Source organism: Pseudomaricurvus alkylphenolicus (assembly GCF_011683955.1).
In the GTDB taxonomy this organism is placed as follows: Bacteria; Pseudomonadota; Gammaproteobacteria; order Pseudomonadales; family Cellvibrionaceae; genus Pseudomaricurvus; species Pseudomaricurvus alkylphenolicus.
Genome location: NZ_JAAQPI010000014.1, coordinates 196660 through 218936 on the forward strand (window position 1 = coordinate 196660; position 22277 = coordinate 218936).

Consider the following 22277-nt stretch of genomic DNA (forward strand, 5'->3'; position numbering starts at 1 on the left):
TAGCTATGAAAGTTGTAGTGATGGTTAAGCGAGTTGCTGACCCAAACGTTAATATTAGAGTCAAAGAAGATGGTAGCGGAGTAGACTTAGAGAATGTCAAAATGGCTATCAATCCCTTCTGTGAAATCGCAGTTGAAGAGGCCATTCAGCTGAAGGACAAGGGACAGGCTAAAGAAGTAGTTGCTGTTTCCGTCGGAGGAAAAGATTCTGAGGATCAACTGCGTACAGCCCTAGCAGTCGGTGCCGATCGTGGAATTCTAGTCGAGGCGGAACGGGATCTAGAACCTCTCGCGGTGAGTAAATTGATTGCTAAGGTATTGGAAGAAGAAAATCCTGATTTGGTTATTCTTGGAAAGCAAGCAATCGACTCGGAAAATAGTCAAGTAGGTCAGATGGTGGCGGCCTTAATGGGTTTTTCTCAAGGCACGTTTGCATCAGAGCTTACATTAAAAGATGGAGAGGTGGAAGTTACTCGAGAAGTGGACAGTGGTCTGCAAACTCTTTCACTAAAGCTGCCGGCAATAATTACCGCTGATCTTCGGCTCAATGAGCCTCGCTACGCCTCTTTGCCAAATATCATGAAAGCAAAGCGTAAGCCAATTACCACGGTAAGTGCTGAAGATATGAGTGTCGATATCACTCCTCGAATACAAACTCTACAGGTAGAGGCTCCCACGGATCGAAAGGCGGGAAAAATACTTAGCAGCGTTAAAGAACTGGTCGAAAAACTGAGAACTCATGAGGAGCTGATATAAATGAATATTCTTGTGATAGCTGACCATGATAATCAAGAGCTGAAGGAAACAACTCTAAACGCAGTCGACGCCTCCTTAAAGATAGGTGGAAATGTCGATCTTCTGGTAGCAGGGGAGAACTGTGATGCTGTCGCACGGGCGGCGGCGAAGATCTCTGGTGTCGGTAAGGTGCTCAAGGCCGACAATCCGGCATACAGAAATCAATTGGCAGAAAACATTGCACCACTGGTGGTTGAACTTGCTGGTGAATATAGCCACATTCTGGCAGCTAGCACCACAAACGGCAAAAACATCCTCCCTCGGGTTGCTGTGGGGCTCGATGTAGCTCAAATTTCAGATGTAACCAGCATTGAAAGCAGTGATACCTTTAAGCGAAATATCTATGCTGGAAACGCAATAGCAACAGTTAAATCCACAGACTCCATTAAGATTATTAGTGTTCGAGCATCTTCCTTTGATAAAGCGGATCTATCCGGCGATGCCAGTATTGAAAGCATTGACCATGTGTTTGACGCTGGTCTGTCCAGTTTCATTAAAGAGGAGCTTGGTGCAACCGATAGGATAGAACTGACTTCGGCACGTATTGTGATCTCTGGTGGGCGCGGTATGCAGAGTAGCGAAGGTTTTGAGCTTCTCCATAAGCTAGCCGACAAACTAGGGGGGGCCGTTGGAGCTTCTCGTGCCGCCGTGGATGCCGGATACGTTCCGAATGATATGCAAGTTGGACAGACTGGAAAGATCGTCGCTCCAGATCTATACGTTGCGGTGGGAATTTCCGGTGCCGTCCAGCATATCGCAGGTATGAAGGAGAGTAAGGTCATTGTTGCAATCAACAGTGACAAGGAAGCACCGATATTTCAGTATGCTGATTATGGAATCGTTGCTGATCTATTTGATGCAGTTCCTGAATTTGAGAGTTTGGTGTAACAACCTAGCTAAATAGAAAGCTATTAGAAGAGAAGTACTCATGCGGGAATCCATGGAGTTTGATGTTGTAATTGTTGGTGCTGGTCCTGCGGGGTTGTCCGCAGCATGTCGTCTGATGCAGAAGGCAAAAGAATCTGCCCGGGAGATGTCCATCTGTGTGGTGGAGAAGGGCTCTGAGGTCGGTTCCCATATTCTCTCCGGTGCTGTAATTGAGCCCAGAGCATTAAACGAACTTTTTCCAGACTGGCACGAACGCGGTGCGCCTCTGAATTCCCTGGTCTCCCGTGATGAAATTTACTTGTTGCAGGATTCTGAAAATGCCAGGAAGTTGCCCGACTGGATCGTCCCCCAGACGATGCACAATAAAGGCAACTATATTATCAGTTTAGGAAACTTATGTCGTTGGCTAGCTGAACAAGCAGAGGCTTTGGGTGTTGAGATCTTCCCCGGTTTTGCTGCCACAGAGATCCTCTATAGCGAAGATGGCGCTGTACGAGGGGTCGCTACTGGTGATATGGGGGTTGGTGTTGATGGCCGGCCAAAGGACGGCTATATGCCGGGCATGGAGTTGTGCGCAAAATACACGATTTTTTCTGAGGGCTGTCGGGGTAGTCTCGGTAAGCAGGTTATTAATGAGTTTAATCTAGACGCTAACTCTGATGTACAGCACTACGGCCTTGGTTTCAAGGAGATATGGGATGTAGATCCTGATAAACATCAGCCGGGTCTCGTGGTGCACTGCGGTGGATGGCCTTTAGAAAAGGGGACCAATGGGGGCTCTTTCCTTTACCACGGTGACAATAATCAGGTGGTGGTGGGTTTAGTCGTTGACTTAAGTTACAGCAATCCATACACCAGTCCGTTTGACGAGTTTCAGCGGATGAAGCAGCACCCTGTTTTTAAATGTACTCTGTCAGGAGGGAAGAGAGTTGCTTACGGTGCTCGCGCTATTGCGAAGGGAGGGCTAAACGCGTTGCCTAAAATGTGCTTTCCCGGCGGTCTATTGGTAGGTTGTGATGCTGGTACGCTGAACTTCGCGAAAATTAAGGGAACTCATACAGCAATGAAGAGCGGTATGCTGGCCGCCGAAACGATATTTGAAGCCTTGTCCGCTGGTGATCAGGGAGGGCGGGAACTTAGCGAGTATACTAAAGCATTTAGATCGTCATGGGTTTTCGATGAATTACAAAGAGCACGAAATTTCGGTCCTGCAATACACAAATTTGGGACTCTAATGGGGGGCGCCTTTAACTTTATAGACCAAAATTTGTTTAAGGGCAGGCTGCCTTTCACGCTACGAGACAAGGTCCCAGATCACTCTCTGATGAAAGAAGCATCAGAGTGCCGATCAATCGATTATCCCAAGCCCGATGGTAAAATTAGTTTCGATAAACTTTCCTCAGTATTTCTTTCTGGTACTAACCACGAAGAAGATCAGCCCTGTCACCTAAAGTTGGCGGACGAGACCGTTCCTCTCAACATAAATTGGGAGGTTTATCAGGGACCTGAGGCCCGTTTCTGTCCCGCAGGTGTTTATGAGTATGTTGAGGACGCCCCGAGCGGGAACAATAGATTTCAGATTAGTGCCCAGAATTGTTTGCACTGCAAAACTTGCGATATTAAGGATCCGACACAGAACATAACGTGGATAGCCCCAGAAGGTTCGGGCGGGCCAAACTATCCGAATATGTGATCGACAACTTTTGTCGGACAATGAACAGCGATATTGTAATAACTCATCGGGAGTATTTAGTGTGATTGACGGTAAAGCTATAGCATCTGAATTGCGCGACCGAATTTCATCAGCGGTAGCTGTATTGAAGGAAGATCATGGCCTTATACCCGGCTTAGCGGTAGTAATAGTCGGCGAGGACGCAGCAAGTCAAGTGTATGTTAGAAATAAAACTCGACAGACTCGTGAAGCTGGAATGAACAGCTACGAATATAAGTTGCCAGAAGACACTAGTGAAGGTGAACTTCTGGGGGAAATTGACCGACTTAATAACGATTCGAACGTCAATGGGATCCTCGTGCAGTTGCCTTTGCCAGAGCACATTGATGAATCTGCAATCATAGCTGCGATTTCGCCTGAGAAGGATGTAGATGGATTTCATGCGGTTAATTCGGGTCGATTAATGATTGGAGAAAATGGGGCGCTAGTACCTTGTACTCCTCAGGGCTGTGTTATTTTGGCGAAAAGGCATTTGGGCAGTGATTTGTCCGGTAAGCATGTAGTTGTTATAGGTCGTTCTAATATTGTAGGTAAGCCTGTAGCAATGCTCTTATTGCAAGAGAACTGCACAGTGACAATAACGCATTCAAAAACCAGAAAATTGGAAGAGATTTGCAAAGAGGCGGATATTGTTATAGCCGCTGTTGGCCGTGCGAAAATGGTTAAGGCTGATTGGATCAAACCAGGCGCAACAGTAATTGATGTAGGCATTAATCGAACTACTAACTCTGATGGAAGAGCAAAACTGGTTGGCGATGTCGATTTCGAGGAGGCGGTCGAAGTTGCGGGAGGAATTACCCCAGTACCGGGAGGCGTTGGTCCTATGACGATTGCCTGCTTGCTTCGTAATACGTTTAAAGCAACTTGCCATCAAAACAATATCTCTGGGATAGATGTTTAGCTGATCGAAGCGGATGGAATCCAAATTTGAATTGAAATATTTATAGGTCTACGTTATGTCAAGAAATTCAGGCACCATAAACTCTTTTGTCCTTACAGTTAGCTGTGAAAGCTCACCCGGTATTGTCGCTGGGGTTTCATCCTATCTGGCTAATAGTGGTTGTGATATAGTCGAGCTGTCTCAATTTGATGATAAAGCCAGTGGCAAGTTCTTTATGAGAGTGGTATTCGCTTTCCTTCCGGAAGTAGAAAATACGATTGAAAGCATGCGTTCTGGGTTTGTCGAAATAGAAGACGAATTTGGCTTAGAGTGGGCGATGTATGAGGAAAGACGTCCCTCAAAAGTGCTGATAATGGTGTCAAAGTTCGATCATTGTCTTGATGACCTTCTCTATCGTCATCATAAGGGGGAACTGAATATTGAAATCACAGCGGTCGTGTCAAACCATTTAGATCTTCGACCTATGGTCGAGCGTGAAGGTATTCGATTTGTATACTTACCGGTGACAAAGGAAAATAAACTGTCTAAGGAAGAAGAGCTATTGAACATTGTTGAGGAAACCGGTACAGAATTGGTAGTTCTAGCACGGTATATGCAGGTGTTATCTGATCAGTTATGTGAACATCTCCATGGTCGAGCAATCAACATTCATCACTCATTCTTGCCCGGATTCAAAGGTGCCAAGCCCTATCATCAGGCATTTGAACGTGGAGTAAAATTGATAGGTGCCACAGCGCATTATGTTACCGCTGAGCTGGATGAGGGCCCCATTATCGAGCAATCTGTTCAATCGGTTGATCACGCATATTATCCAGATGATCTGGTCGCTCTAGGCAGAGATACCGAGACGATGGCTTTGGCGCGTGCGGTGAAATTGCATATAGAACATAGAGTCTTTCTTTCAGGAAATAAGACGGTTATTTTTAAGTAGGGATAAGAGCGTCTGGAATACTGTGATGAATATGAAGGTTCACCTTTGAGGAAATAACAGATAGCTGTTTGAAGCAATATGGGGCAAAAGCTACTTTCTTGTAAAGATGGCACTTGCCCTTTTTTATAGCCCAGGCAGTAGAAGGCATTGGAAGCAGTAGATCAAAAGTGGTTATCGGAGAAGCTGGTGAGTGAGTGGTGTATTAAACTACAGCTCGAACTTACTAGCAGCTCTTTCAATGGCAGGTATTGGTTACATACCTGAACTTTATTCTCCAAAGCAGAATTGTGCATTGTAGTTTGCACAAGTCCGCTTCGGGTAGACTCCGGAAGTACATTTACGCAATGTTGCTTGAGGCAGTCTTTCAGAAGTCTAGCGCTCTTCAAATATGGGGGCTAGTTTTAACTACAATATAACCCCAGCGCGCTACGCCGCTGCGGTGTAGCGCGCTGGGGGGAGCAGCTAGATCTCAATTCTCTCCGCGATATCAAACGCGTCGTCTACTTCTATTCCTAAGTATTGAACTGTAGATTCAAGCTTGGTGTGACCTAGCAGCAACTGTACCACTCGAAGATTTTGGTACGTCTGTAGATCAATGCTGCTTTCGTGCGCCGAAGTGAATGGGTTCCATACTCAGATGGGTCAAGCCCAATAGCCGTAAACCACGAATCGACTATTCTAGCGTATTGTCGAGTAGAGAGGTGAGGGCGACATTTTATTCGACTGGGAAATAGGTAGTCGCTTTCCGCGAGTCCCGCATGCTGGATCCATTTTCCCACGGCTTCACGAGTTTGACTGGTGAGTTCAAATTGAACCGGGTGATGGGTCTTCTGCTGGATGATCATTGCCCTTTTCAGCACGTGGCCGCCGCGGGTGACATCCTGAACTCGCAGAGCCAACAAGTCACAAGAACGCAGTTTGCTGTCGATGGCCAAGTTAAACATCGCTAACTCACGGACCTGGTTGGACATCTGAAGACGAATCCGGATTGCCCACACATCCTGTTGTTTTAACGGTGGTTTCTGGCCAACGATTTTTCCCTTATTCCAGGGCTTTCGAGCTACTGCGGTTACACTGTCATCTTTCATGGTTGGTTCCTCCTATACGGATAGAACTCCATTATGGGGAGGAGCTCGACCACTCGGCTTCTTTGCACTTCAGTTGACCCAAGGTTTTGGTGGTGGAACTCCGAGCTGAATATCGACTGCTAGGGAATATGGAGCTTCCACGACCTACTAATGCTAAGAATTGTCTGGGTAGGTGATAACGACTATTTCAAGGCGTATCGCTAACTTGCTGATTTTATGAAGGTTTTTCGATTGATTGAGGTGTGGCAGGATAGATTATCTATGTGCTATCATAAGGGGGTACATTCATATGGTGTAGTTGTTATGAAAACGATAGGTATCCGTGCACTGAGAGAGAACCCTGGTGTCTTGAGCCAATCTGCGGCGGCAGGGGAGTTCGTCCTTGTCACTAATCGCAGTGACCCGATATCGCTTTCAGTCCCCTTTGACGATGAGTTACTCCGTGCTGGAGTGCATGTAAATATGGCCATAAAACTCTATGAAGATGGACTGCTGACCATGCCCAAGGCGGCACGATTGGCGAAGATGTCGGTAGAAGAGTTCATGAGTCGGCTTGCAGTTCTTGACATCGTTGTAGTTGATCAGTCATCTGAGGAGCTGGCGTCCGATTTGGATGCCCTGAATGACTAGGATCATTGTATCGGATACGGGACCGCTGATCGCCCTAGCATTGGTAGACTTACTCCGGGTCTTGCCAAAACTGTTTTCTACGGTCTATGTGCCGGATTGCGTTATGAAGGAGGCCACTCAGGATGCAACGAGGCCCGGCGCCAAAGCGATACTTGCTGCCGCGGAGGAGGGGTGGATTGTCCGAAAGTCGGTGGAGGTCTCTGAAACTTACCAGACACTGGCTGCGGTCCTCGATCAGGGTGAGGCAGAAGCTTTGGCCTTGGCTGAACATCTAAATGCGATTGCATTGGTAGATGAACGCCGTGGGCGAAAAGTTGCGATCAAACGCGGGATTGCTGTTACTGGAACAGCTGCAGTGTTGATCAAGGCCAAAAAGTTAGGCGAGATTGATCTTGTGAAGCCTTTTTTGCAACGAATGTCTCAATGTGGTTATCGACTTTCTGTCTCGCTGTTAGATGAAGTCTTAAAATTGTGCGATGAAAGCTAATCAAATAACAGATTCTACCTGCCAGCATTTGGTTTCTGAGAAATCGGTAGCAAGGTGAGAATGAGCCTTCAGAACTCAGTACGTTTCTGAGTTGTTGCTAAAATCTCACTTTCCAATCCAAGCATCAACTGCCCGTTGTCGATAAATTTGATCTCTCTATCGGGAAGATTATACGTCTTTGGTGATTTCTACCTAGATCCAGAAAACTGCCATTCTGGAGTAAATCTTACACTCTCGATTTTTTGATGGTCCATAAATAGCGGAAGTTCCGCTCTACCACGGCTGTCAGCCATGAGCGGAAATAGCTATATCGTTTTAATGATGAAATTATAACGGAAGGAGTCAGGGCTAAAGCAGTCGTAGAGGTGCTGCGAATTGAGGTAACCATATGGCTGGATTCAGTCCAATCGCAGAAATTGATCTTACCTGGTGCGGATTATCCCCGATACTATAGCAGCCAATATCTCAAGTTGAGTTCTCAGAAACCCCTCATGCTTTGGCAACGGCCCCCTGTGTCAGGATTGATGTCACCCCCTAAATTGTTGGTAATTTGAACAGGGGGCTGATGAGGAATGATTGAAACACTATTCACCAGAAAGGAAAGAAGCGGTACTTAAGAAGCTGTTGCCACCATACAATATGACTGTAGCAGAGGTATCAACGCAGGAAGGATCAGGAATATTCTGTTGGTTTCTGAAATTTTCTTAAGGAATAAACGCAAGTTGGTCAAATATTCCAAATTCCATGGAAGGCTTACCGCATAGTCTACAAAGTCCTCTAGTAATTTTTGGCGGAAGCTTCATGCGACTGAAGTTGGTGGCACTGATGTCGATCAGTTTAACATGTTTTTTCCTTGCAATAGCGACATCTGAATATGGCTCTCCTGTATATCGTTGACAAACTGTACAATGGCAAATGAAGCGAAAAATGGGAGTTGAAGTAAGTCTGTATTCATTCGAGCCGTATGCACAGAAAATGCAGTGTTTTTCTTCATGTCATGGTCCTTTTCAGAAACGTCAACAGTCTTCGGATACGAACAAGTTACTTCCTACCTATTCTTTTGAACTGTGGCTCAGCGTGATGAGTTCACTTCCTCCAGTAGCGGCTACATGAATCAAGATTAATTTTAAAATACTGGTCTATTCTGAAATCACTAGATTTCTCTGTGTACCCAGATTGATTTTTCTGTCGGCACTGACAATCGTAGACTCAATTAAGTCATTTGGTTGAAGATACTTATCATTCTTGGACTGTTTATTGATAAATGCCTTCCACTTTATCGTGTCTGGTAGCAGTCCCAGTAATTTAATTAGAATACCGGAGGGAACGGTTAAAGCACATCCTCCTGGCGATCCAGTAAGAAGCAAATCTCCCGGTTTTAAGTCTGAAAATTTAGATAGCTCACTCAGCGTTTCGTGGGGTGAATAAATCATATTACCACTGGTATCAGATTGCCGGAGTTCACCATTAACCGTCAGTTGCAGGCTCAGTGACTCCAAGTAGTGCATTTCATCCGGCCCAAGTAGGCATAGAAAGGGGCCAGTGGGGCAGAATGTTCGGTAGCTTTTTCCCTTAAAGTACTGACCCTGAGGTATTTGGATGTCACGGGCAGTAACGTCGTGAACCATAACGATTCCTGCGATAAAACGGTGTAGATTGTCTTTCGAAAGCTCTACAGCGGTGCTGATATCTTCGCCAATTACGATTCCCAGTTCAATCTCGTAGTCTAACAGCTGGACATGCGATGGCCGAATAATGTCTGAGGTTGGACCGGTTATACTGGTATCGGATTTATGGAAAATGGTGTTAAAACTCTTATCGTTAGGGTCCATCCCGGTTTCAATGCGACTTTGAGGGTAATTGGATCCCTGGCATAAAATTCTGCACGGTTTTGAAATGGGTGAGAGCACATTGATAGCGGCTATGCTAATGAGTTTATGTTCATAGTTCCGTAACTGACTAGCCATGGAGAAAGCCAGATCTTTACCATGTCGAAGGAACGACTGTGTGTCATCATAATTCCCCTTGATCGCATAGAAGCATAGGTCACCACTTGCTTGGGTGTCGACGACGGCCCACCCGATATCGCCGTTTTTAATGTGTTGATATCTAGCAACATGACAGGGCATATTCTAATTTCCTTCCTAAAGTCATTCGACGTTTATATCGATAATTTGTGGGATGGCCGTTAAGCCTCTCTTCTGTACGAAAGTGGTGGAGTCAAGTATTTTCGATTTCGGTAGGTGAAGTCCCCCACCATTTCTTAAATGCTCTTATAAAGCTGGCTGATTCGGAGTAATTCAAGCGTTCAGCGATCACTTTAACCGGTAACCTGGCCGTTAGAAGCAATTCCCTGGCAACCGTCATTTTGGTACTCAAGACGATCTCACTAAACGTGTGATGCTCTTCTTGAAGACGTCGTTTTAGCGTTCTCTCACTCATAAACATCAACTTCGCAACCTCTGACAGCTTAGGGGTGAAATTCTTTTCGTTGAGAATAAACTCCCGAATTCGTTGAGCATGGTCCGGAAGTTGCTTTTGTACTCTGAGCGCACCCTCGCATTCGGCAATAAAATGGGCGTGCACTAGAGGATCAGTCGATGGGAAGGGAGTGCTTAACAGCTCTTTAGAAGCTATGATCGAATAATTAGGTTGAGCAGGTAGAATCTTAAGTCGGATCATATCCCCTAGCTGTTTTTCATATACAGGATCAGAAAAAGGCAAACCGATTTGGAAGCTCGAGATGTCGTAGCTCGGAATCACCTCCTTCAAGAAATTTACCGTGGTTGCGTAATAACGCTCAAACATAAAGCGATGTATTGATTCCGGAAGATGGCTCATTTCCAATACAAAAGCCACTTGATCCTGGGATTCTCTGAATTTCACTTTGGATAACATACTTGATAATTCAGAAAAATGAGACATGGCCTCAAAGGCGGAACGAACATCGGGACTGGTTAGTACGGCCAGCCCCCATATTCCGAAATTGGTGAGGCGAAGCGGCTGTCCAGCCTGGATTCCGTAGCCCGCTTTCTTCGGGAGATGGGCTACGGCATTCTCGATAACGGCTACTTCAGTGGAATCCGAAATAGTGGCATCCAGCTCGAAGAGGCTATCAACCGTTAAGGACGTTCCCTGCAGACACAAACATGGTGCAATACCCTCTCGCTCGGCAATATTAACAATAGCCTGGATTGCCAGTTTGGCACGGCTATTCTCTTTCCAAGACACTTCGACTTATCCCAAAGGCTCTAAAAGAGCCCCTGTATGCTGATGGCGATGGCGGAATCGCCTTCTACGTCGATATCGCCTTCCATCACCGCGCCCATTGGGTCGATTTCCGCGTTGACTATCTTTTCGAAGACCTCTATCGACATGCTTAAGGTGCAGTTAGCCTCTTTGTCTTGCGTTGAGATGTCCTGTCCGTGTATATGAATCACGTGATCTGGGCCCAGACGGAATTTTACCGGCTCAGGGAATCCACCAAATTTTTCGACCGCTGGTGTAAAAGTGTTGATGATGGTTTCTATATTCATAGCGAGATCCAATGCAATATTACGGGGATGATTTCTGTTAATGGCGTTAACAACCGGCTTTATCGGCAATAGTCGTGCGGTGAAGCTCTCGTCGATGACCTTCGAATCCACCGGTGGCTTTGTGTAACACACTGCGGTTGTCCCACATTACGAACATGTCTTTTTCCCACTTGTGTCGATAGACAAAACGTTCCTGAACCTGCCATCTTTGCAGCTCCATAACCAAGTCCATACCCTCTTTTTGCGGCATGTCTTCGACGCCCACAATATAGGCAATGGCCGAGCCGTAGATCGATTGCTTACCACTTTCCGGGTGCTTGATGATGAAGGGGTGAGTTTCTGACTCCAGAGCCTCATCAGAGGCGTTGATTTCCATACTATGACTCTTGAACTTGTCGCCGTAGGAACCCTTTTTCGAATAGCCCATTTTGGCCGAATGTATAGCGATCCTGCCTTCGAGTTTATCTCGCAGGTCTTCAGGCATTTGTTCAAGGGCCATCACTTGATTGGCAAACAGCGTGTCACCGCCGGTTGGTGGAATGTCAATTCCAAACAGGCAAGTTGCGAACGGCGGATCTGCTTTGAATGTCCAGTCGGCGTGCCAGATGTCGGCGAAAATCGGACTGGTCTCGTCGGCTTCGCGTTTGATGGCAATCATATGTTTGCGTCCGGGTATTGGAACCACGAAAGGATCAACCGCCAGGTGGCCAAAATACCCGGACACTCGCTCCAGGTCGTCGTCGTTCATGGGCTGTTGACGAAAGATGATTACGTGGTGTTCGTTCCACGCTTTTCGGATATCTCGAATTTGATCGCTATCGAGCGGTTTTGTTAAGTCAACGCCCTCAATATAAGCACCACAGGCTTCACCGGTAGGAACTACGGTAATTGTCATTTTCACTGTCTCCTTTCTTTTACTTGTCTGTGTCAAATGCGCATTTCAATACACGAGCGGTGCTCAGAATAGTCCAAGTTTTAAAACTGCCACAGGACTCAAGGGGCCAATCGATTGATGTTTCAGGCCAAATCGACTTGCGTAAACGCTTTCTGAGGATCGAACCACCCAATGATTTTTCAATAAATGATGACGTAAAAAAAAGGGCTCAACTGGCTGCCTGAGCCCTAAAAACGAGCGAAAAGTGCGCTATTGTATTACTGCGCGGATGTTCTCTTAAAGGCGTCGAGTTCGTTAAATCGCGTGGAAAGTGCCGAGAGTTTGGGACAGGTTTTTTCATTGACAACTTCAGGGTCTACCATGTGCGCAATCGGAAAAATCAACCCAACGGCAATGTCGGCGTGCGTCATACGGTTTTCGAAAAGGTAATCAGCCCCTTCAGCAAAGATATGGGGGTTCTCTTCGACTTGCAGAACACCTCCGAGCAGTTGACTCTTGAGATGCTCAGCCCATTCATCCCACACCAGGTCCTTGGGGCGACGATGTGCTTCGTAGAACCAGGCGGTTGCCTTGTCCATCGCGCCGGTCAAACAAGCCAGTACCTGCCCATATTGTCTTCGGTTACGGGGCTCTTTCGGAATCAGCCGATCTGCTTCAGGCGCCAGTTGATCCAGTTCCATCAAAATTTGGTCGCTGTCGATCAGAACGTCGCCGTCATCGAGTACCAAAGAGGGAATCCTGGCCAGCTTGCTGTGTTCACGAATCAGTGTTTGATCTTTGACAACAGAGACTTCCAATAACGTATAGTCCATTCCGTACAGATTGAGTGGAATAGCGACTCGACGAACGAAGTGGGAGAGGTAGCTACCAACCAGTTTCATTCAAAAGTTCTCCGTTGCTGTGCGAACATCTATTTCGTGAGTCCAGGCTCGCGAAGGCTGCTGTTCGAGCATTTCGTAGATATCGACGATCCCCTCAATATCCACCAATCCCTCTTTGCCCAGTGCTTCAGCCACTTCGGGTCTGCCTTTATTGATTCGATCGCCGTCAATGGCACCATCAATGACCACGTGGGCAACATGAATGCCCTTGGGACCAAACTCTCTGGCCAATGACTGCGCCAGTGCCCTCAGGCCGGCTTTGGCAGAGGTAAATGCCGAAAAGAAGGGCTTGCCCCTCATTGACGCGCTGGCGCCCGTAAAGAGCAGCGTGCCTTCTTCGTTCGGAGCCATGTGCTTGAGTGCAAGTTGGCTGAAGAGAAAACCACCGAAGCAGGCGATACGCCAGCACTTCTCGAAATAGCCAGGTTCCATTTCCAGGAAGTGCCCGGGCATGTTGTTGCCCGCGTTGTATATGGCCAGTTTTATTGTGCCAAGATCACTGGCTGTAGAGAAAAGCGCTTCCAACGTGTCTACTTCGGTCGCATCACAGACCACCGCCGTGGCCCTTCCACCACTGGCCGTGATGGTCTCAGCCACCGTTTCAATCTTTGCCGCGGTCCTGCCCGCTACGACTACGTGATAGTTGGCGGCTGCAAAGCGTCGGCACAGGCTGGCTCCCATGCCATTTTCCGGACCGACACCGATAATTACGGCGACTTTTTCGTTCTGAGAACTCGTCATGATTGTGACTCCGAGATTGAAGTGGATTCCTGGGTTCGTAACCAGATGTCACAATCTTAGCGTGTGGTTCGACACTCGCGCCAATAGTTAGATTTTGCAGGGGGGCAAAAAGAATTGTATAGCCGCGCGCTAGATGCTGCTCACAGGGCGGTTCCAGGCAGGTCATATTCGCGAAAAACATCAATAATCCGGCGAATGACGGGCAGGCAGGCATTGGAGGCCAGAGCGATACAGGCCGCGTACCAACGAATCGGCACTGGCAACGAAGTAAGTACAATCTTGCCGTTAGCGACCTCTTCGCTAAAAATGGCACTTGGCCCTATAGTGACCTGATCAGACCGCTCGACCACGTCCTTGATAATGGAATAATTGTCGCAAATGATCCTCGAAGCATTCAGGTCCTTTAATGCCTCCATTTGATCAATCATGTACTGGGGAATGTGCGGGGCAATCAGGGGAAAACTAAAAAGCTCATCGAGCGGAATCGGCCGCCCGCCGTGGTATTTTTCGACAAGCGGGTGGTGCGCTCTGGTAGCGATCATCAGAGGTTGACTGGCAATCGGGAAAATCTGGTATTCTTCGCGGGTGCTGCTCTCCTCAAATGGACCTACAGCGATATCCACCAGCCCTTCGAGCAGAAGCTGCTTAAGGTCGTCTGACTTTTCCGTTCGGATGGTGATATTGAGATTGCTGGTCGGGGAATTTGTCAGCTGCAGGATGGAGTAAGGGAAATACAATTGTTCTACGATAGGACCTACGCCTATCCTGAGCTCGCCCGCTTCCAGCGTGTTCATCAGCTCTATGTGTCGTTCGATACTCTGTATTTTGGTTTTTATGGGTTCCGAACTCTCGATGATGAACTTGGTGTGATCGGTGGGCGATAGTCCATTACTGCTGCGCAGAAACAGGGAAGTGGCCAACTGGGATTCAAGCCGACTCAGACGCCGACTCAGAGTTGGCTGGGTAACATGCAGAATTTCTGATGCTTTGCTGATACTGCCATATTTGGTAATGGCCTCAAGCATCGCGATATCAGAAATATCCATAGTGTTGTCTCTCTATAGAACTTAACGGTATTAAATCGCTTCTCTAAATCATAGAACAATTAACCTGGGCTAGCCAGCGGCATTCTGTTATGCATCTGTTTCTGTGGTGCTCATAAAAAAACGCATCGCCGGGATCGTTCTTTGAGCTATACACATTCTTTGCCCCTCCTACAAAAAATGGTAAGTCCTACCGCACACAGATTTCATGTATCGTTGGTCGTATCAAAAGATGTTAGAAACGTTGTGAATTAAGAGTCTGTGGAACTATGGTGATTAACCGATTTGTTCGTCTGGATAGGCAACCTGTGGGGGCGCCCTCGGCAGAGTTGTTTTCCCTGCACAGCGAGGGGATGCCTGAGCTCGCCAAAGGGCAATACCTCATCAAAAATCAATACATCGCAATGGACCCGGCCTTGGTCGGCAGGCTGCGAGCGGAAAACAACTACGCCGATCAGGTAGAACCGGGAAGCGTGATGCATGCATATTGTGTGGGCAGAGTGATGGCCAGTCGTAACGAGCGGTTTGAACTGGGCCAAATGCTGTACGGTCAATTCGACATGCAGCAGTACAAACTCGCCGATGACACTACGCTCAGTATTCCCGTCGATGACGGCGTAGACCCATCAAGCCTCTATCTCGGCGTTTTGGGAACCACCGGAGCCACCGCCTATTTTGCTCTGCAGGAGTTATGCGAACCCAAAGCAGGCGAATGTATCGTAGTGTCATCGGCGGCCAGTTCCGTTGGAGCCACAGCGGGTCAATTGGCAAAGCGTGCGGGTTGCCGAACGGTGGGAATCGTCAGCTCTCAAGCAAAAGCTGATCATGTGAAATCGGCTTATGGCTATGATGATGTCGTGTGCTATCGGGGAAAGACGGTTCAAGAGCTCTCCGAGGCGCTATCGGCCGTTTGTCCAAGTGGTATCGATATGTACTTCGACAATACCTCCGGTGATATCTCCGAGGCCTTGCTCGACCTGTATAACGATCACGCCCGAATTGCCGTTGTGGGCCGCATGGGGCTGTCGCATTTGGAAAACACCTGTCAAGACTCAGGGCGCCGCGACAACAGCGTGATTCTATCCAAGCGAATCAAAAAGCAGGGGTTCGTTGTCCTTGACTATCTGCATCGCATGAGTGAAGCGCTTTCCTGTCTCAAGGAGCTTGTTCAAGCTGGAGAGCTGACTGTCGAGGAAGACATTATGGAGGGCATAGACAATGCACCAAAGGCGTTCATGAGAATGATAAAGGGCGAGAATCTTGGAAAGCAACTGGTCAAGATTTGAATTCCAGGTGATCAAGAAATCCTGAACAACTACAGATTTCCAACAGTGAATTTTATAGAAAATTGATAGGTGAACAATGACTTACTGTATCTGCCTGCTACAAGAAGGCCAAATACCAGAACATCAGGTTGCTGACCTTGGTAACGGTATCCATGATATTGCTGCAAAACACTCTCTGGGAACGGAACCCAACATCAGTTGGATTATTGTACCGAAGGGGCAGGGCTGGACGGCGGGACAACCGTCTACCTCTTCAGTAGTGACCATGATGACCTCGTCAATGGAGCAAAGTCAAAGGGTTAAGATCCTAAATGACATTTGTAACCTGTGGACGGAACGCACCGGGTGCCACATCAACGAAATCATCGCCACCGTTATGCCCGTGGAATAGGAGAAAATCATGCCACTTTATCTTTGCAGCTCGAAGTCCGGATCCATTCCTGAAGACAAAAAACAACGTATTTCCCAAGCCATTACCGAAGTTCACTGCCACGTTACCGGTGCGCCGCCGACATTTGTTCACGTTTTCTTTTTCGAGGCAGATCAACTTAGCATTTTGCAGAGCCTTTGGGGTGGTGGTGACTCTGACTCTGAATATCAGTTGTTTGGCAATATCCGATCGGGGCGAACCGACGCTATTAAATCAATGTTGGTTGGTGGTATGCGACAAGCTGTGGCCGAAGTGCTCGAAACGGAGCTGTCTGAGGTCACCATGGCCACTAAGGATATCGAAGCCAAGTGGGTGATGGAGGGCGGTGATTTACTGCCGGAACCTGGCGAAGAAGAGGCCTGGCTCGAGAGGCACAATCAGAAAATGGCGGCAGCAAATCAGGCGGTTTGAGAAAGGTACCCTAGCTATGAGCGTCGTTAGCATGATCACACCCAGCAGCAACTGCGATGATCTGGGAGATGTTTTCCAAAGGCAAAAGACCGCGTTTGATCGTCATCGGATGCCGTCGCTGCAAGAGCGTATCAGACGTCTCGATCTCCTGCACAATGCCGTGCTGGATTATCAGGACCGGCTGATCGCAGCGGTGAATAACGATTTCGGAAACCGAAGTCAGGCTGAAACTCGACTGGCAGAGATTTTTCCGATCCTTGAAGGCATTCACTATTGCCGGAAAAACCTCAAACGGTGGATGAAGCCACAACGCCGCAAGGTACCACTACTGGTGATGCCAGCCAGTGTCCAGTTGGTACCCCAGCCTGTGGGCGTGGTGGGTATCGTTGTGCCCTGGAATTTTCCAATTTTTCTGGGACTGTCGCCACTGCTTTACGCGTTGGCCGCCGGCAATCATGCGATGTTGAAGATGTCGGAGTTTGCTCCGCAAACCGGCGAACTCATGTGCCAGATGCTGAGCGAGGTATTCCCCGAAGAACAGGTTGCCGTTTTCAATGGTGATGTGGAGGTTGCGACCCGGTTTACCAACCTTCCTTTCGATCATCTGGTGTTTACCGGCTCGACCCAGGTGGGCAGAACCGTGATGCGCAGCGCCGCTGAAAATCTCACACCGGTCACTTTGGAACTGGGTGGAAAGTCCCCCGCCATCATTCACCGGGAATTCCCCGTTCGCGAGGCTGCCAAACGTATTGCTTTCGGCAAGAGCATTAACGCCGGTCAGGTATGCGTCTCTCCAGACTATGTGCTCTGCCCCAGAGAGCATGTCAATGACTTCTGTCGTGAATTTATCAAGGTTCTCACAGAGAGCTATCCAACCATCAAGCGCAACAAGGACTACACAGCCATCATCACAGAGCGCCAGCGCGACCGACTAAAGTCCTACGTTCGAGATGCACGGGAAAAGGGGGCTCAGGTCATGGAAGTTAATCCCGCGGGTGAGTCCTTCGACACCGACAGAAAGCTGCCTATGACGCTCCTGCTGAATGTTAATAATGACATGAAAGTGATGCAGGACGAAATCTTTGGTCCTCTTCTCCCCGTATTGCCCTATGACAGTCTCGATGAAGCGCTAGCCTATGTAAATGGTCGTGATCGTCCGCTTGCTCTGTATTACTTCGACTGGGACGGGAAAAGAGCACAAAAGGTTCTGGAAAATACCCACTCAGGTGGAGCCTGCGTCAACGATACCATGAGCCACGTAATGGCTGATGATATTCCCTTTGGTGGCGTGGGACCATCTGGGATCGGTCAGTATCACGGCAGAGAGGGGTTTGAGACCTTTTCCAATCTAAAGGGCGTTGTCAAAAAAGGGCGACTCAATGCTTCGGACTTTGTCGGCGCACCTTGGGATAGACCAATCTTTAACATGCTGGTTGCTTTTCACGGGTTAAAGTTTCGAAAAAGAAAGATCAAGGGTGACATCGCATGATTAAGGAAGCAACCCTGGAGGATACCTACGACTTTGTTATTGTAGGCAGCGGGTTTGGTGGATCTGTGAGTGCGCTGCGTTTGGCTGAAAAAGGCTACCGTGTTCTTGTGATCGAAAAGGGGACCTGGTACAACGAAGTCTCTTTGCCCGGAACCACCTGGAAATTGGGTAAGTGGCTTTGGATGCCGTCTGTCGGTCTACGAGGCATCATGAAAATGACCCACCTTCGTCACGCAACCGTTATGTCCGGTGTTGGTGTTGGTGGTGGCTCGTTGGTTTATGGTGCAACCTTGCCAACTCCAAAGAGTGCGTTCTTTAATTCAGGCTCTTGGTCAGATTTAGCTGACTGGGAGAAGACACTGAAGCCCCATTATGCAACGGCACTGAAAATGCTGGGAGCAAGACAAAACCCGACACACTCGCCGGCTGATGAGGTGATCAAGACTCTGGCGGAAAATGCCGGAAAACCCGACAAGTTTGAGCCCTCAAAGGTGGGTATCTTTTTTAGCGATGCCGACCGGGAAGGCGAGTTGGTTGATGATCCGTATTTTGATGGTCAAGGCCCCAAACGCAGGGGCTGCATTCAGTGTGGTGAGTGCATGACCGGCTGCAGACACAACGCTAAGAACAGCCTGGATAAGAACTATTTGTATCTGGCTCAAAAAATGGGTGTGAAAGTTCTTGCCGAAACGGAGGTTGTGGATATTTCTCCTTCAGGTTCCACCGTTGGTGACGAAGGTTACTTCGTTACGGCACGCACACGACAGTCCGCTTTTAGGTCTGTTAAACGGACGCTGTCTGTAGGAGCGGTGATTTTTTCGGGAGGGGTAGTAGGCACGGTTCCGCTTCTACTCAAGTTGAAGCAAAGAGGCCGGTTGCCACGGCTTTCCGCTAGACTGGGGCAGGATATTCGAACCAACAATGAGTCCTTAACAGGAGTGACTTCACTAAAAGACGACAAGGACTTCTCTCGAGGCATTGCGATTGGGTCCATCCTGAGCACAGATGAACACAGCCATGTCGAACCGGTGCACTACGGAGCTGCGTCTGGAACTTGGCGATTTTTGCTGGGCCCATTGGTCACGGGCGGATCCCTGGCAAAGCGGTTTCGGAACTTTCTGCAGGAGATGGTTCAGTCACCAGCAGAAAACCTCAACGTCTTATTTAGAAGAGGCTGGGGTCACCGAACCATTTACCTCCTATTTATGCAGCATTTGGACAGTACTCTAAGCTTGGAACTTGGGCGCTTTGGTCGGATAAAGTCAAAGCTGCCTGCCACTGAAGGTACCCAGGCACCCTCTTGTGATATTCCAGAGGCGATTGAGGTCACTCGAAAGGTTGAGGAGATTATGGAGGGTAAAGCAACCCGCTCATTGACCGATCTGCTAACCGGAGCTCCGTCAACGGCTCATGTGTTGGGTGGGGCTGTGATGGGTAAGGATGAACATTCCGGGGTTGTCAATCAATTCGGTCAGGTATTTAACTATGACAACCTCTATATCTGCGATGGATCGACAGTTTCGGCCAATCCCGGGGTTAACCCTTCGTTAACCATCACGGCTATTACTGAGCATGTGATGAGCCATATTCAGTCAAAGTCCAAAAAAGACGAGTAAATGCCCGGCACTTTAGCAATTCTATATTTGCTCATACAATTTATTGCGAGGAGCTCAAAATAATCAGCATGACTACCTTTTAATGGCCCGTGTTAGGATATTGAAAGGTTAGAAATTGGCCGAAAAGATTATATGCATTAACGGAAGTCAGTAACTAAAGCTGATTCTAGAATAACTATATTAAACGTGAGGAAGGTCCAAGTGAATAACAGCATTCGTACATTTTCCAAAAGCCTAATAGCAAGTGCAGTGAGTTTTGCAGCGTTGGGTAGCACTAGCATCCTGGCGGCGGATTTACCAAAGTCATTCGCACTTGAAGAGATAGTAGTTACTGCAACCAAGCGTTCAGAGAGTTTGCAAGATGTCTCTATCTCTATGCTGGCCACCGATGGAGAGGCCATTAGCGATATGGGCATCACTCGTGGCTCCGAACTCACAGCCAATCTACCGGCAATTACCATTGCACAGAACCCGGTTGGTAATTTTATCTTTATCCGTGGTATTGGCAGTTCGGGCGCCAACCAAGGTATCGAACAGTCAGTATCCATCTTTCACGATGGCACTTACATGGGAAGACATCAACTGTCCCGCGCACCGTTTTTGGACATAGAGCGCGTAGAGGTACTGCGTGGTCCACAAAGTATTCTTTTCGGTAAGAATACCATTGGTGGTGCCATTCACGTGATCGGCGCCAAACCCACCGATGAATTCGAGGGCTCAATCAGCGGTCTTTATGGAGAAGACGGCGAGAAGGAGTTTACAGCGGTCGTTTCCGGTCCTATCACCGATTCTTTGAGCGGTCGACTGGCCTACCGCGGGTATCAAATGGACGGTTACATCGACAATATCCTGACTGACGACGATGGCCCTGAGCGCGACGATGAAACCCTGCGTCTGCAGCTGTCTTGGACATCGCCCAATGATAACCTGAAGGTTCTCGGTAAATGGGAGCATAGCGAGTTTGAAACCAAGGGTGGTTCCGTTCAGGTCAGCACAAGCGATCCTACTGGTAATGGTATTGCCTTCGACGCCCTAAACCGAGCGCTTGTGGGCGCAGCGGTTGGTTCTTCCACGCTTTATGAATGGGATGAACAGCGTGCAATGCTTAATGACGGCGGAGAGCTATTGGGACTGGTGTTACCCGAATACGCCGGCATGCCCGGGTTTCCTGATATCAACGACGCTACAGACAATGAAATGGATACGGGTTCGCTGACGGTTAATTGGTACATCGGTGAACACACCCTTACCTCAATCACGGCCTACGCCGGCTATGAATATCAAGACCTCTGTGACTGCGATTTCGTCGCGTTGCCCCTGCTTCAGGTTGATGCCATTGAAGATTACGAACAATACAGTCAGGAAATCAGACTGACCTCCCCAGGCGGAGAAAAGCTCGATTATATCGTCGGACTTTACTATCACAGGAGTGATCTGACCTACAGTGCCAACGACGGATTTGGTAGCAGTTTGGCGTCCGGGCTGATTGGCCAACCTTCAGCGATCACACCCAATCTAACTCGCAGTTACACCTTGGAGCAGGAACAGGAAATGTGGTCGGTGTTCGGTCAGGCCACTTACAGTTTCAGCGAAGAGACCCGCTTAATTCTTGGAGCGCGGTATTTTGAGGAAACCAAAACTGCCGATCACATTCTGGATACATCTTTCGCCGACGGTTGGGACTATAGCGCGGCCGCAGGATTACCCGCAGGTTCCCTTGCTTACGGCAACACACCAGAGGAGTATGATCGATTCCTGAGCGAGGTCGCTGGGACCCCGCTCGCGGGTTTCGCGACCATCAGTGAAACTATCTTCAGCGCTCTGCTGGGAACCTTTGAACACTCCATTGTCGACCGCGAGCGCGATGAAGAAGATTGGATGTTTTCTCTAACCGTGGAGCACAACATATCCCCCGATACCATGGTGTTCTTCACAGCTGCTACCGGAACGAAGGGTGGTGGATTTGATGCAAGATTCCTGAAAACAGCGGATAATCCCTTCTTTGAATACGACGAAGAAACAGCGACAAACTTCGAACTGGGTCTAAAATCCTATTTATTCGATAATCGGATGTCACTGAATGCAACGGTTTTTCATACCACAGTTGAGGATTATCAGGTCAGTATTTTTGACGGTGCCACTGCGTTCTTTGTTCAAAATGCTGCCGAGCTTGAAGCCAAAGGTGTCGAGGTCGACGTCCGTTGGGCAGCGACTGAAAACCTTACCATTAGCTTTGCCGGTAGCTATCTGGTTAACGAGTATGCCGAGTTTGGCAATGCACCCTGTTGGACAGTATCGGGCAGTGAGCCCGTGGATCGTGGCAATTGTGTGGATCGCGGTACACCTGAACAGTACCGTGACGCAGAAGGTGAGAGCCGGCCCCGGAAATATGGACAGCTCCATAAGTGGAATCTTCGCCTGATTTAGGGCACGGTAGTGCCCATGAACAGGAGATTTACCATGGCTAGACGACCACGTCGTAACCACTCACCCGAATT

The 22277-nt window shown here is 48.2% G+C and carries 22 protein-coding genes; 13 read left to right on the forward strand and 9 right to left on the reverse strand.

Annotated elements, in window-relative coordinates; genetic code table 11:
- Window positions 1-5 precede the first annotated feature (5 nt).
- From HBA55_RS28165 to purU, 5 genes are all read left to right on the forward strand, one after another.
- Window positions 6-755, forward strand: coding sequence for an electron transfer flavoprotein subunit beta/FixA family protein (locus tag HBA55_RS28165; protein WP_166998368.1), 750 nt, complete (start codon window positions 6-8; stop codon window positions 753-755).
- Window positions 756-1682 carry an electron transfer flavoprotein subunit alpha/FixB family protein gene (locus HBA55_RS28170; protein ID WP_166998370.1) on the forward strand — a complete coding sequence of 309 codons (927 nt, stop codon included), beginning with the start codon at window positions 756-758 and terminating at the stop codon, window positions 1680-1682.
- 40 nt (window positions 1683-1722) lie between these two features.
- On the forward strand, window positions 1723-3375 hold the full coding sequence (locus HBA55_RS28175; RefSeq protein ID WP_240946331.1) for an electron transfer flavoprotein-ubiquinone oxidoreductase: 1653 nt from the start codon (window positions 1723-1725) through the stop codon (window positions 3373-3375).
- A 61-nt stretch (window positions 3376-3436) separates the two neighbouring features.
- Window positions 3437-4315, forward strand: a complete 879-nt coding sequence (folD, locus tag HBA55_RS28180) for a bifunctional methylenetetrahydrofolate dehydrogenase/methenyltetrahydrofolate cyclohydrolase FolD (protein ID WP_338109476.1) — start codon at window positions 3437-3439, stop codon at window positions 4313-4315.
- A 55-nt stretch (window positions 4316-4370) separates the two neighbouring features.
- Window positions 4371-5246 (forward strand): formyltetrahydrofolate deformylase, encoded by an 876-nt coding sequence (purU, locus tag HBA55_RS28185; RefSeq protein WP_166998374.1) that lies wholly within the window; start codon window positions 4371-4373, stop codon window positions 5244-5246.
- A gap of 548 nt (window positions 5247-5794) precedes the next feature.
- Here purU and HBA55_RS28190 read toward each other — a convergent pair.
- Window positions 5795-6334 (reverse strand): tyrosine-type recombinase/integrase, encoded by a 540-nt coding sequence (locus tag HBA55_RS28190; RefSeq protein ID WP_240946332.1) that lies wholly within the window; start codon window positions 6332-6334, stop codon window positions 5795-5797.
- A gap of 303 nt (window positions 6335-6637) precedes the next feature.
- On the opposite strand from HBA55_RS28190, the gene HBA55_RS28195 reads away from it, so the two are divergent.
- Both HBA55_RS28195 and HBA55_RS28200 read left to right on the forward strand, forming a co-directional pair.
- A complete protein-coding gene (locus tag HBA55_RS28195; RefSeq protein WP_166998376.1) occupies window positions 6638-6964 on the forward strand; it encodes a UPF0175 family protein in 327 nt (108 codons plus the stop codon).
- Window positions 6957-7451, forward strand: a complete 495-nt coding sequence (locus HBA55_RS28200; protein WP_166998378.1) for a PIN domain-containing protein — start codon at window positions 6957-6959, stop codon at window positions 7449-7451. Before HBA55_RS28195 ends, HBA55_RS28200 begins: the two co-directional genes overlap by 8 nt.
- 704 nt (window positions 7452-8155) lie before the next feature.
- On the opposite strand, the gene HBA55_RS38245 is transcribed toward HBA55_RS28200, so the two are convergent.
- From HBA55_RS38245 to HBA55_RS28240, 8 genes are all read right to left on the reverse strand, one after another.
- Entirely contained in the window at window positions 8156-8428 is a 273-nt protein-coding gene (locus HBA55_RS38245) for a GFA family protein (RefSeq protein ID WP_166998428.1), read from the reverse strand.
- A gap of 162 nt (window positions 8429-8590) precedes the next feature.
- Complete coding sequence (locus HBA55_RS28210; RefSeq protein WP_166998380.1) at window positions 8591-9580, reverse strand: fumarylacetoacetate hydrolase family protein; 990 nt, start codon at window positions 9578-9580, stop codon at window positions 8591-8593.
- A gap of 91 nt (window positions 9581-9671) precedes the next feature.
- Entirely contained in the window at window positions 9672-10682 is a 1011-nt protein-coding gene (locus HBA55_RS28215; protein ID WP_166998383.1) for an AraC family transcriptional regulator ligand-binding domain-containing protein, read from the reverse strand.
- Between the two features lie 20 nt (window positions 10683-10702).
- Window positions 10703-10987, reverse strand: coding sequence for an SCP2 sterol-binding domain-containing protein (locus HBA55_RS28220; protein WP_166998385.1), 285 nt, complete (start codon window positions 10985-10987; stop codon window positions 10703-10705).
- Window positions 10988-11033: 46 nt separating this feature from the next.
- A complete protein-coding gene (locus HBA55_RS28225; protein WP_166998387.1) occupies window positions 11034-11882 on the reverse strand; it encodes a TauD/TfdA dioxygenase family protein in 849 nt (282 codons plus the stop codon).
- Window positions 11883-12139: 257 nt separating this feature from the next.
- Window positions 12140-12763, reverse strand: coding sequence for a glutathione S-transferase family protein (locus HBA55_RS28230; RefSeq protein ID WP_166998389.1), 624 nt, complete (start codon window positions 12761-12763; stop codon window positions 12140-12142).
- Complete coding sequence (locus HBA55_RS28235; protein ID WP_166998391.1) at window positions 12764-13504, reverse strand: SDR family NAD(P)-dependent oxidoreductase; 741 nt, start codon at window positions 13502-13504, stop codon at window positions 12764-12766.
- A 140-nt stretch (window positions 13505-13644) separates the two neighbouring features.
- On the reverse strand, window positions 13645-14550 hold the full coding sequence (locus HBA55_RS28240; protein ID WP_166998393.1) for a LysR family transcriptional regulator: 906 nt from the start codon (window positions 14548-14550) through the stop codon (window positions 13645-13647).
- 266 nt (window positions 14551-14816) lie between these two features.
- On the opposite strand from HBA55_RS28240, the gene HBA55_RS28245 reads away from it, so the two are divergent.
- The 6 genes from HBA55_RS28245 to HBA55_RS28270 all read left to right on the forward strand — a co-directional run bounded on the left by HBA55_RS28245 (window position 14817) and on the right by HBA55_RS28270 (window position 22206).
- Window positions 14817-15833, forward strand: a complete 1017-nt coding sequence (locus tag HBA55_RS28245; RefSeq protein WP_166998395.1) for an NADP-dependent oxidoreductase — start codon at window positions 14817-14819, stop codon at window positions 15831-15833.
- 76 nt (window positions 15834-15909) lie between these two features.
- The gene (locus HBA55_RS28250) at window positions 15910-16224 is read left to right on the forward strand and encodes a hypothetical protein (protein WP_166998397.1); all 315 of its coding nucleotides are present in this window, start codon (window positions 15910-15912) and stop codon (window positions 16222-16224) included.
- 9 nt (window positions 16225-16233) lie between these two features.
- On the forward strand, window positions 16234-16674 hold the full coding sequence (locus HBA55_RS28255; protein WP_166998399.1) for a tautomerase family protein: 441 nt from the start codon (window positions 16234-16236) through the stop codon (window positions 16672-16674).
- Window positions 16675-16690: 16 nt separating this feature from the next.
- Window positions 16691-18163: a coniferyl aldehyde dehydrogenase gene (locus tag HBA55_RS28260; RefSeq protein ID WP_166998401.1), complete on the forward strand. Its 1473-nt coding sequence runs from the start codon at window positions 16691-16693 to the stop codon at window positions 18161-18163.
- Window positions 18160-19779, forward strand: coding sequence for a GMC oxidoreductase (locus HBA55_RS28265; protein ID WP_166998403.1), 1620 nt, complete (start codon window positions 18160-18162; stop codon window positions 19777-19779). The genes HBA55_RS28260 and HBA55_RS28265 overlap by 4 nt, the downstream gene beginning before the upstream one ends.
- A gap of 201 nt (window positions 19780-19980) precedes the next feature.
- On the forward strand, window positions 19981-22206 hold the full coding sequence (locus tag HBA55_RS28270) for a TonB-dependent receptor domain-containing protein (protein WP_206020015.1): 2226 nt from the start codon (window positions 19981-19983) through the stop codon (window positions 22204-22206).
- The last annotated feature ends 71 nt before the right edge of the window (window positions 22207-22277 follow it).

What these genes read in the sequence shown, in the direction of transcription:
- HBA55_RS28165 (WP_166998368.1), top strand. Translation starts at nt 6, where the DNA reads ATGAAAGTTGTAGTGATGGTTAAGCGAGTTGCTGACCCAAACGTTAAT.
- HBA55_RS28170 (WP_166998370.1), top strand. Translation starts at nt 756, where the DNA reads ATGAATATTCTTGTGATAGCTGACCATGATAATCAAGAGCTGAAGGAA.
- HBA55_RS28175 (WP_240946331.1), top strand. Translation starts at nt 1,723, where the DNA reads ATGCGGGAATCCATGGAGTTTGATGTTGTAATTGTTGGTGCTGGTCCT.
- purU (WP_166998374.1), top strand. Translation starts at nt 4,371, where the DNA reads ATGTCAAGAAATTCAGGCACCATAAACTCTTTTGTCCTTACAGTTAGC.
- HBA55_RS28190 (WP_240946332.1), bottom strand. Translation starts at nt 6,334, where the DNA reads ATGAAAGATGACAGTGTAACCGCAGTAGCTCGAAAGCCCTGGAATAAG.
- HBA55_RS28195 (WP_166998376.1), top strand. Translation starts at nt 6,638, where the DNA reads ATGAAAACGATAGGTATCCGTGCACTGAGAGAGAACCCTGGTGTCTTG.
- HBA55_RS28200 (WP_166998378.1), top strand. Translation starts at nt 6,957, where the DNA reads ATGACTAGGATCATTGTATCGGATACGGGACCGCTGATCGCCCTAGCA.
- HBA55_RS28210 (WP_166998380.1), bottom strand. Translation starts at nt 9,580, where the DNA reads ATGCCCTGTCATGTTGCTAGATATCAACACATTAAAAACGGCGATATC.
- HBA55_RS28220 (WP_166998385.1), bottom strand. Translation starts at nt 10,987, where the DNA reads ATGAATATAGAAACCATCATCAACACTTTTACACCAGCGGTCGAAAAA.
- HBA55_RS28225 (WP_166998387.1), bottom strand. Translation starts at nt 11,882, where the DNA reads ATGACAATTACCGTAGTTCCTACCGGTGAAGCCTGTGGTGCTTATATT.
- HBA55_RS28230 (WP_166998389.1), bottom strand. Translation starts at nt 12,763, where the DNA reads ATGAAACTGGTTGGTAGCTACCTCTCCCACTTCGTTCGTCGAGTCGCT.
- HBA55_RS28235 (WP_166998391.1), bottom strand. Translation starts at nt 13,504, where the DNA reads ATGACGAGTTCTCAGAACGAAAAAGTCGCCGTAATTATCGGTGTCGGT.
- HBA55_RS28240 (WP_166998393.1), bottom strand. Translation starts at nt 14,550, where the DNA reads ATGGATATTTCTGATATCGCGATGCTTGAGGCCATTACCAAATATGGC.
- HBA55_RS28245 (WP_166998395.1), top strand. Translation starts at nt 14,817, where the DNA reads ATGGTGATTAACCGATTTGTTCGTCTGGATAGGCAACCTGTGGGGGCG.
- HBA55_RS28250 (WP_166998397.1), top strand. Translation starts at nt 15,910, where the DNA reads ATGACTTACTGTATCTGCCTGCTACAAGAAGGCCAAATACCAGAACAT.
- HBA55_RS28255 (WP_166998399.1), top strand. Translation starts at nt 16,234, where the DNA reads ATGCCACTTTATCTTTGCAGCTCGAAGTCCGGATCCATTCCTGAAGAC.
- HBA55_RS28260 (WP_166998401.1), top strand. Translation starts at nt 16,691, where the DNA reads ATGAGCGTCGTTAGCATGATCACACCCAGCAGCAACTGCGATGATCTG.
- HBA55_RS28265 (WP_166998403.1), top strand. Translation starts at nt 18,160, where the DNA reads ATGATTAAGGAAGCAACCCTGGAGGATACCTACGACTTTGTTATTGTA.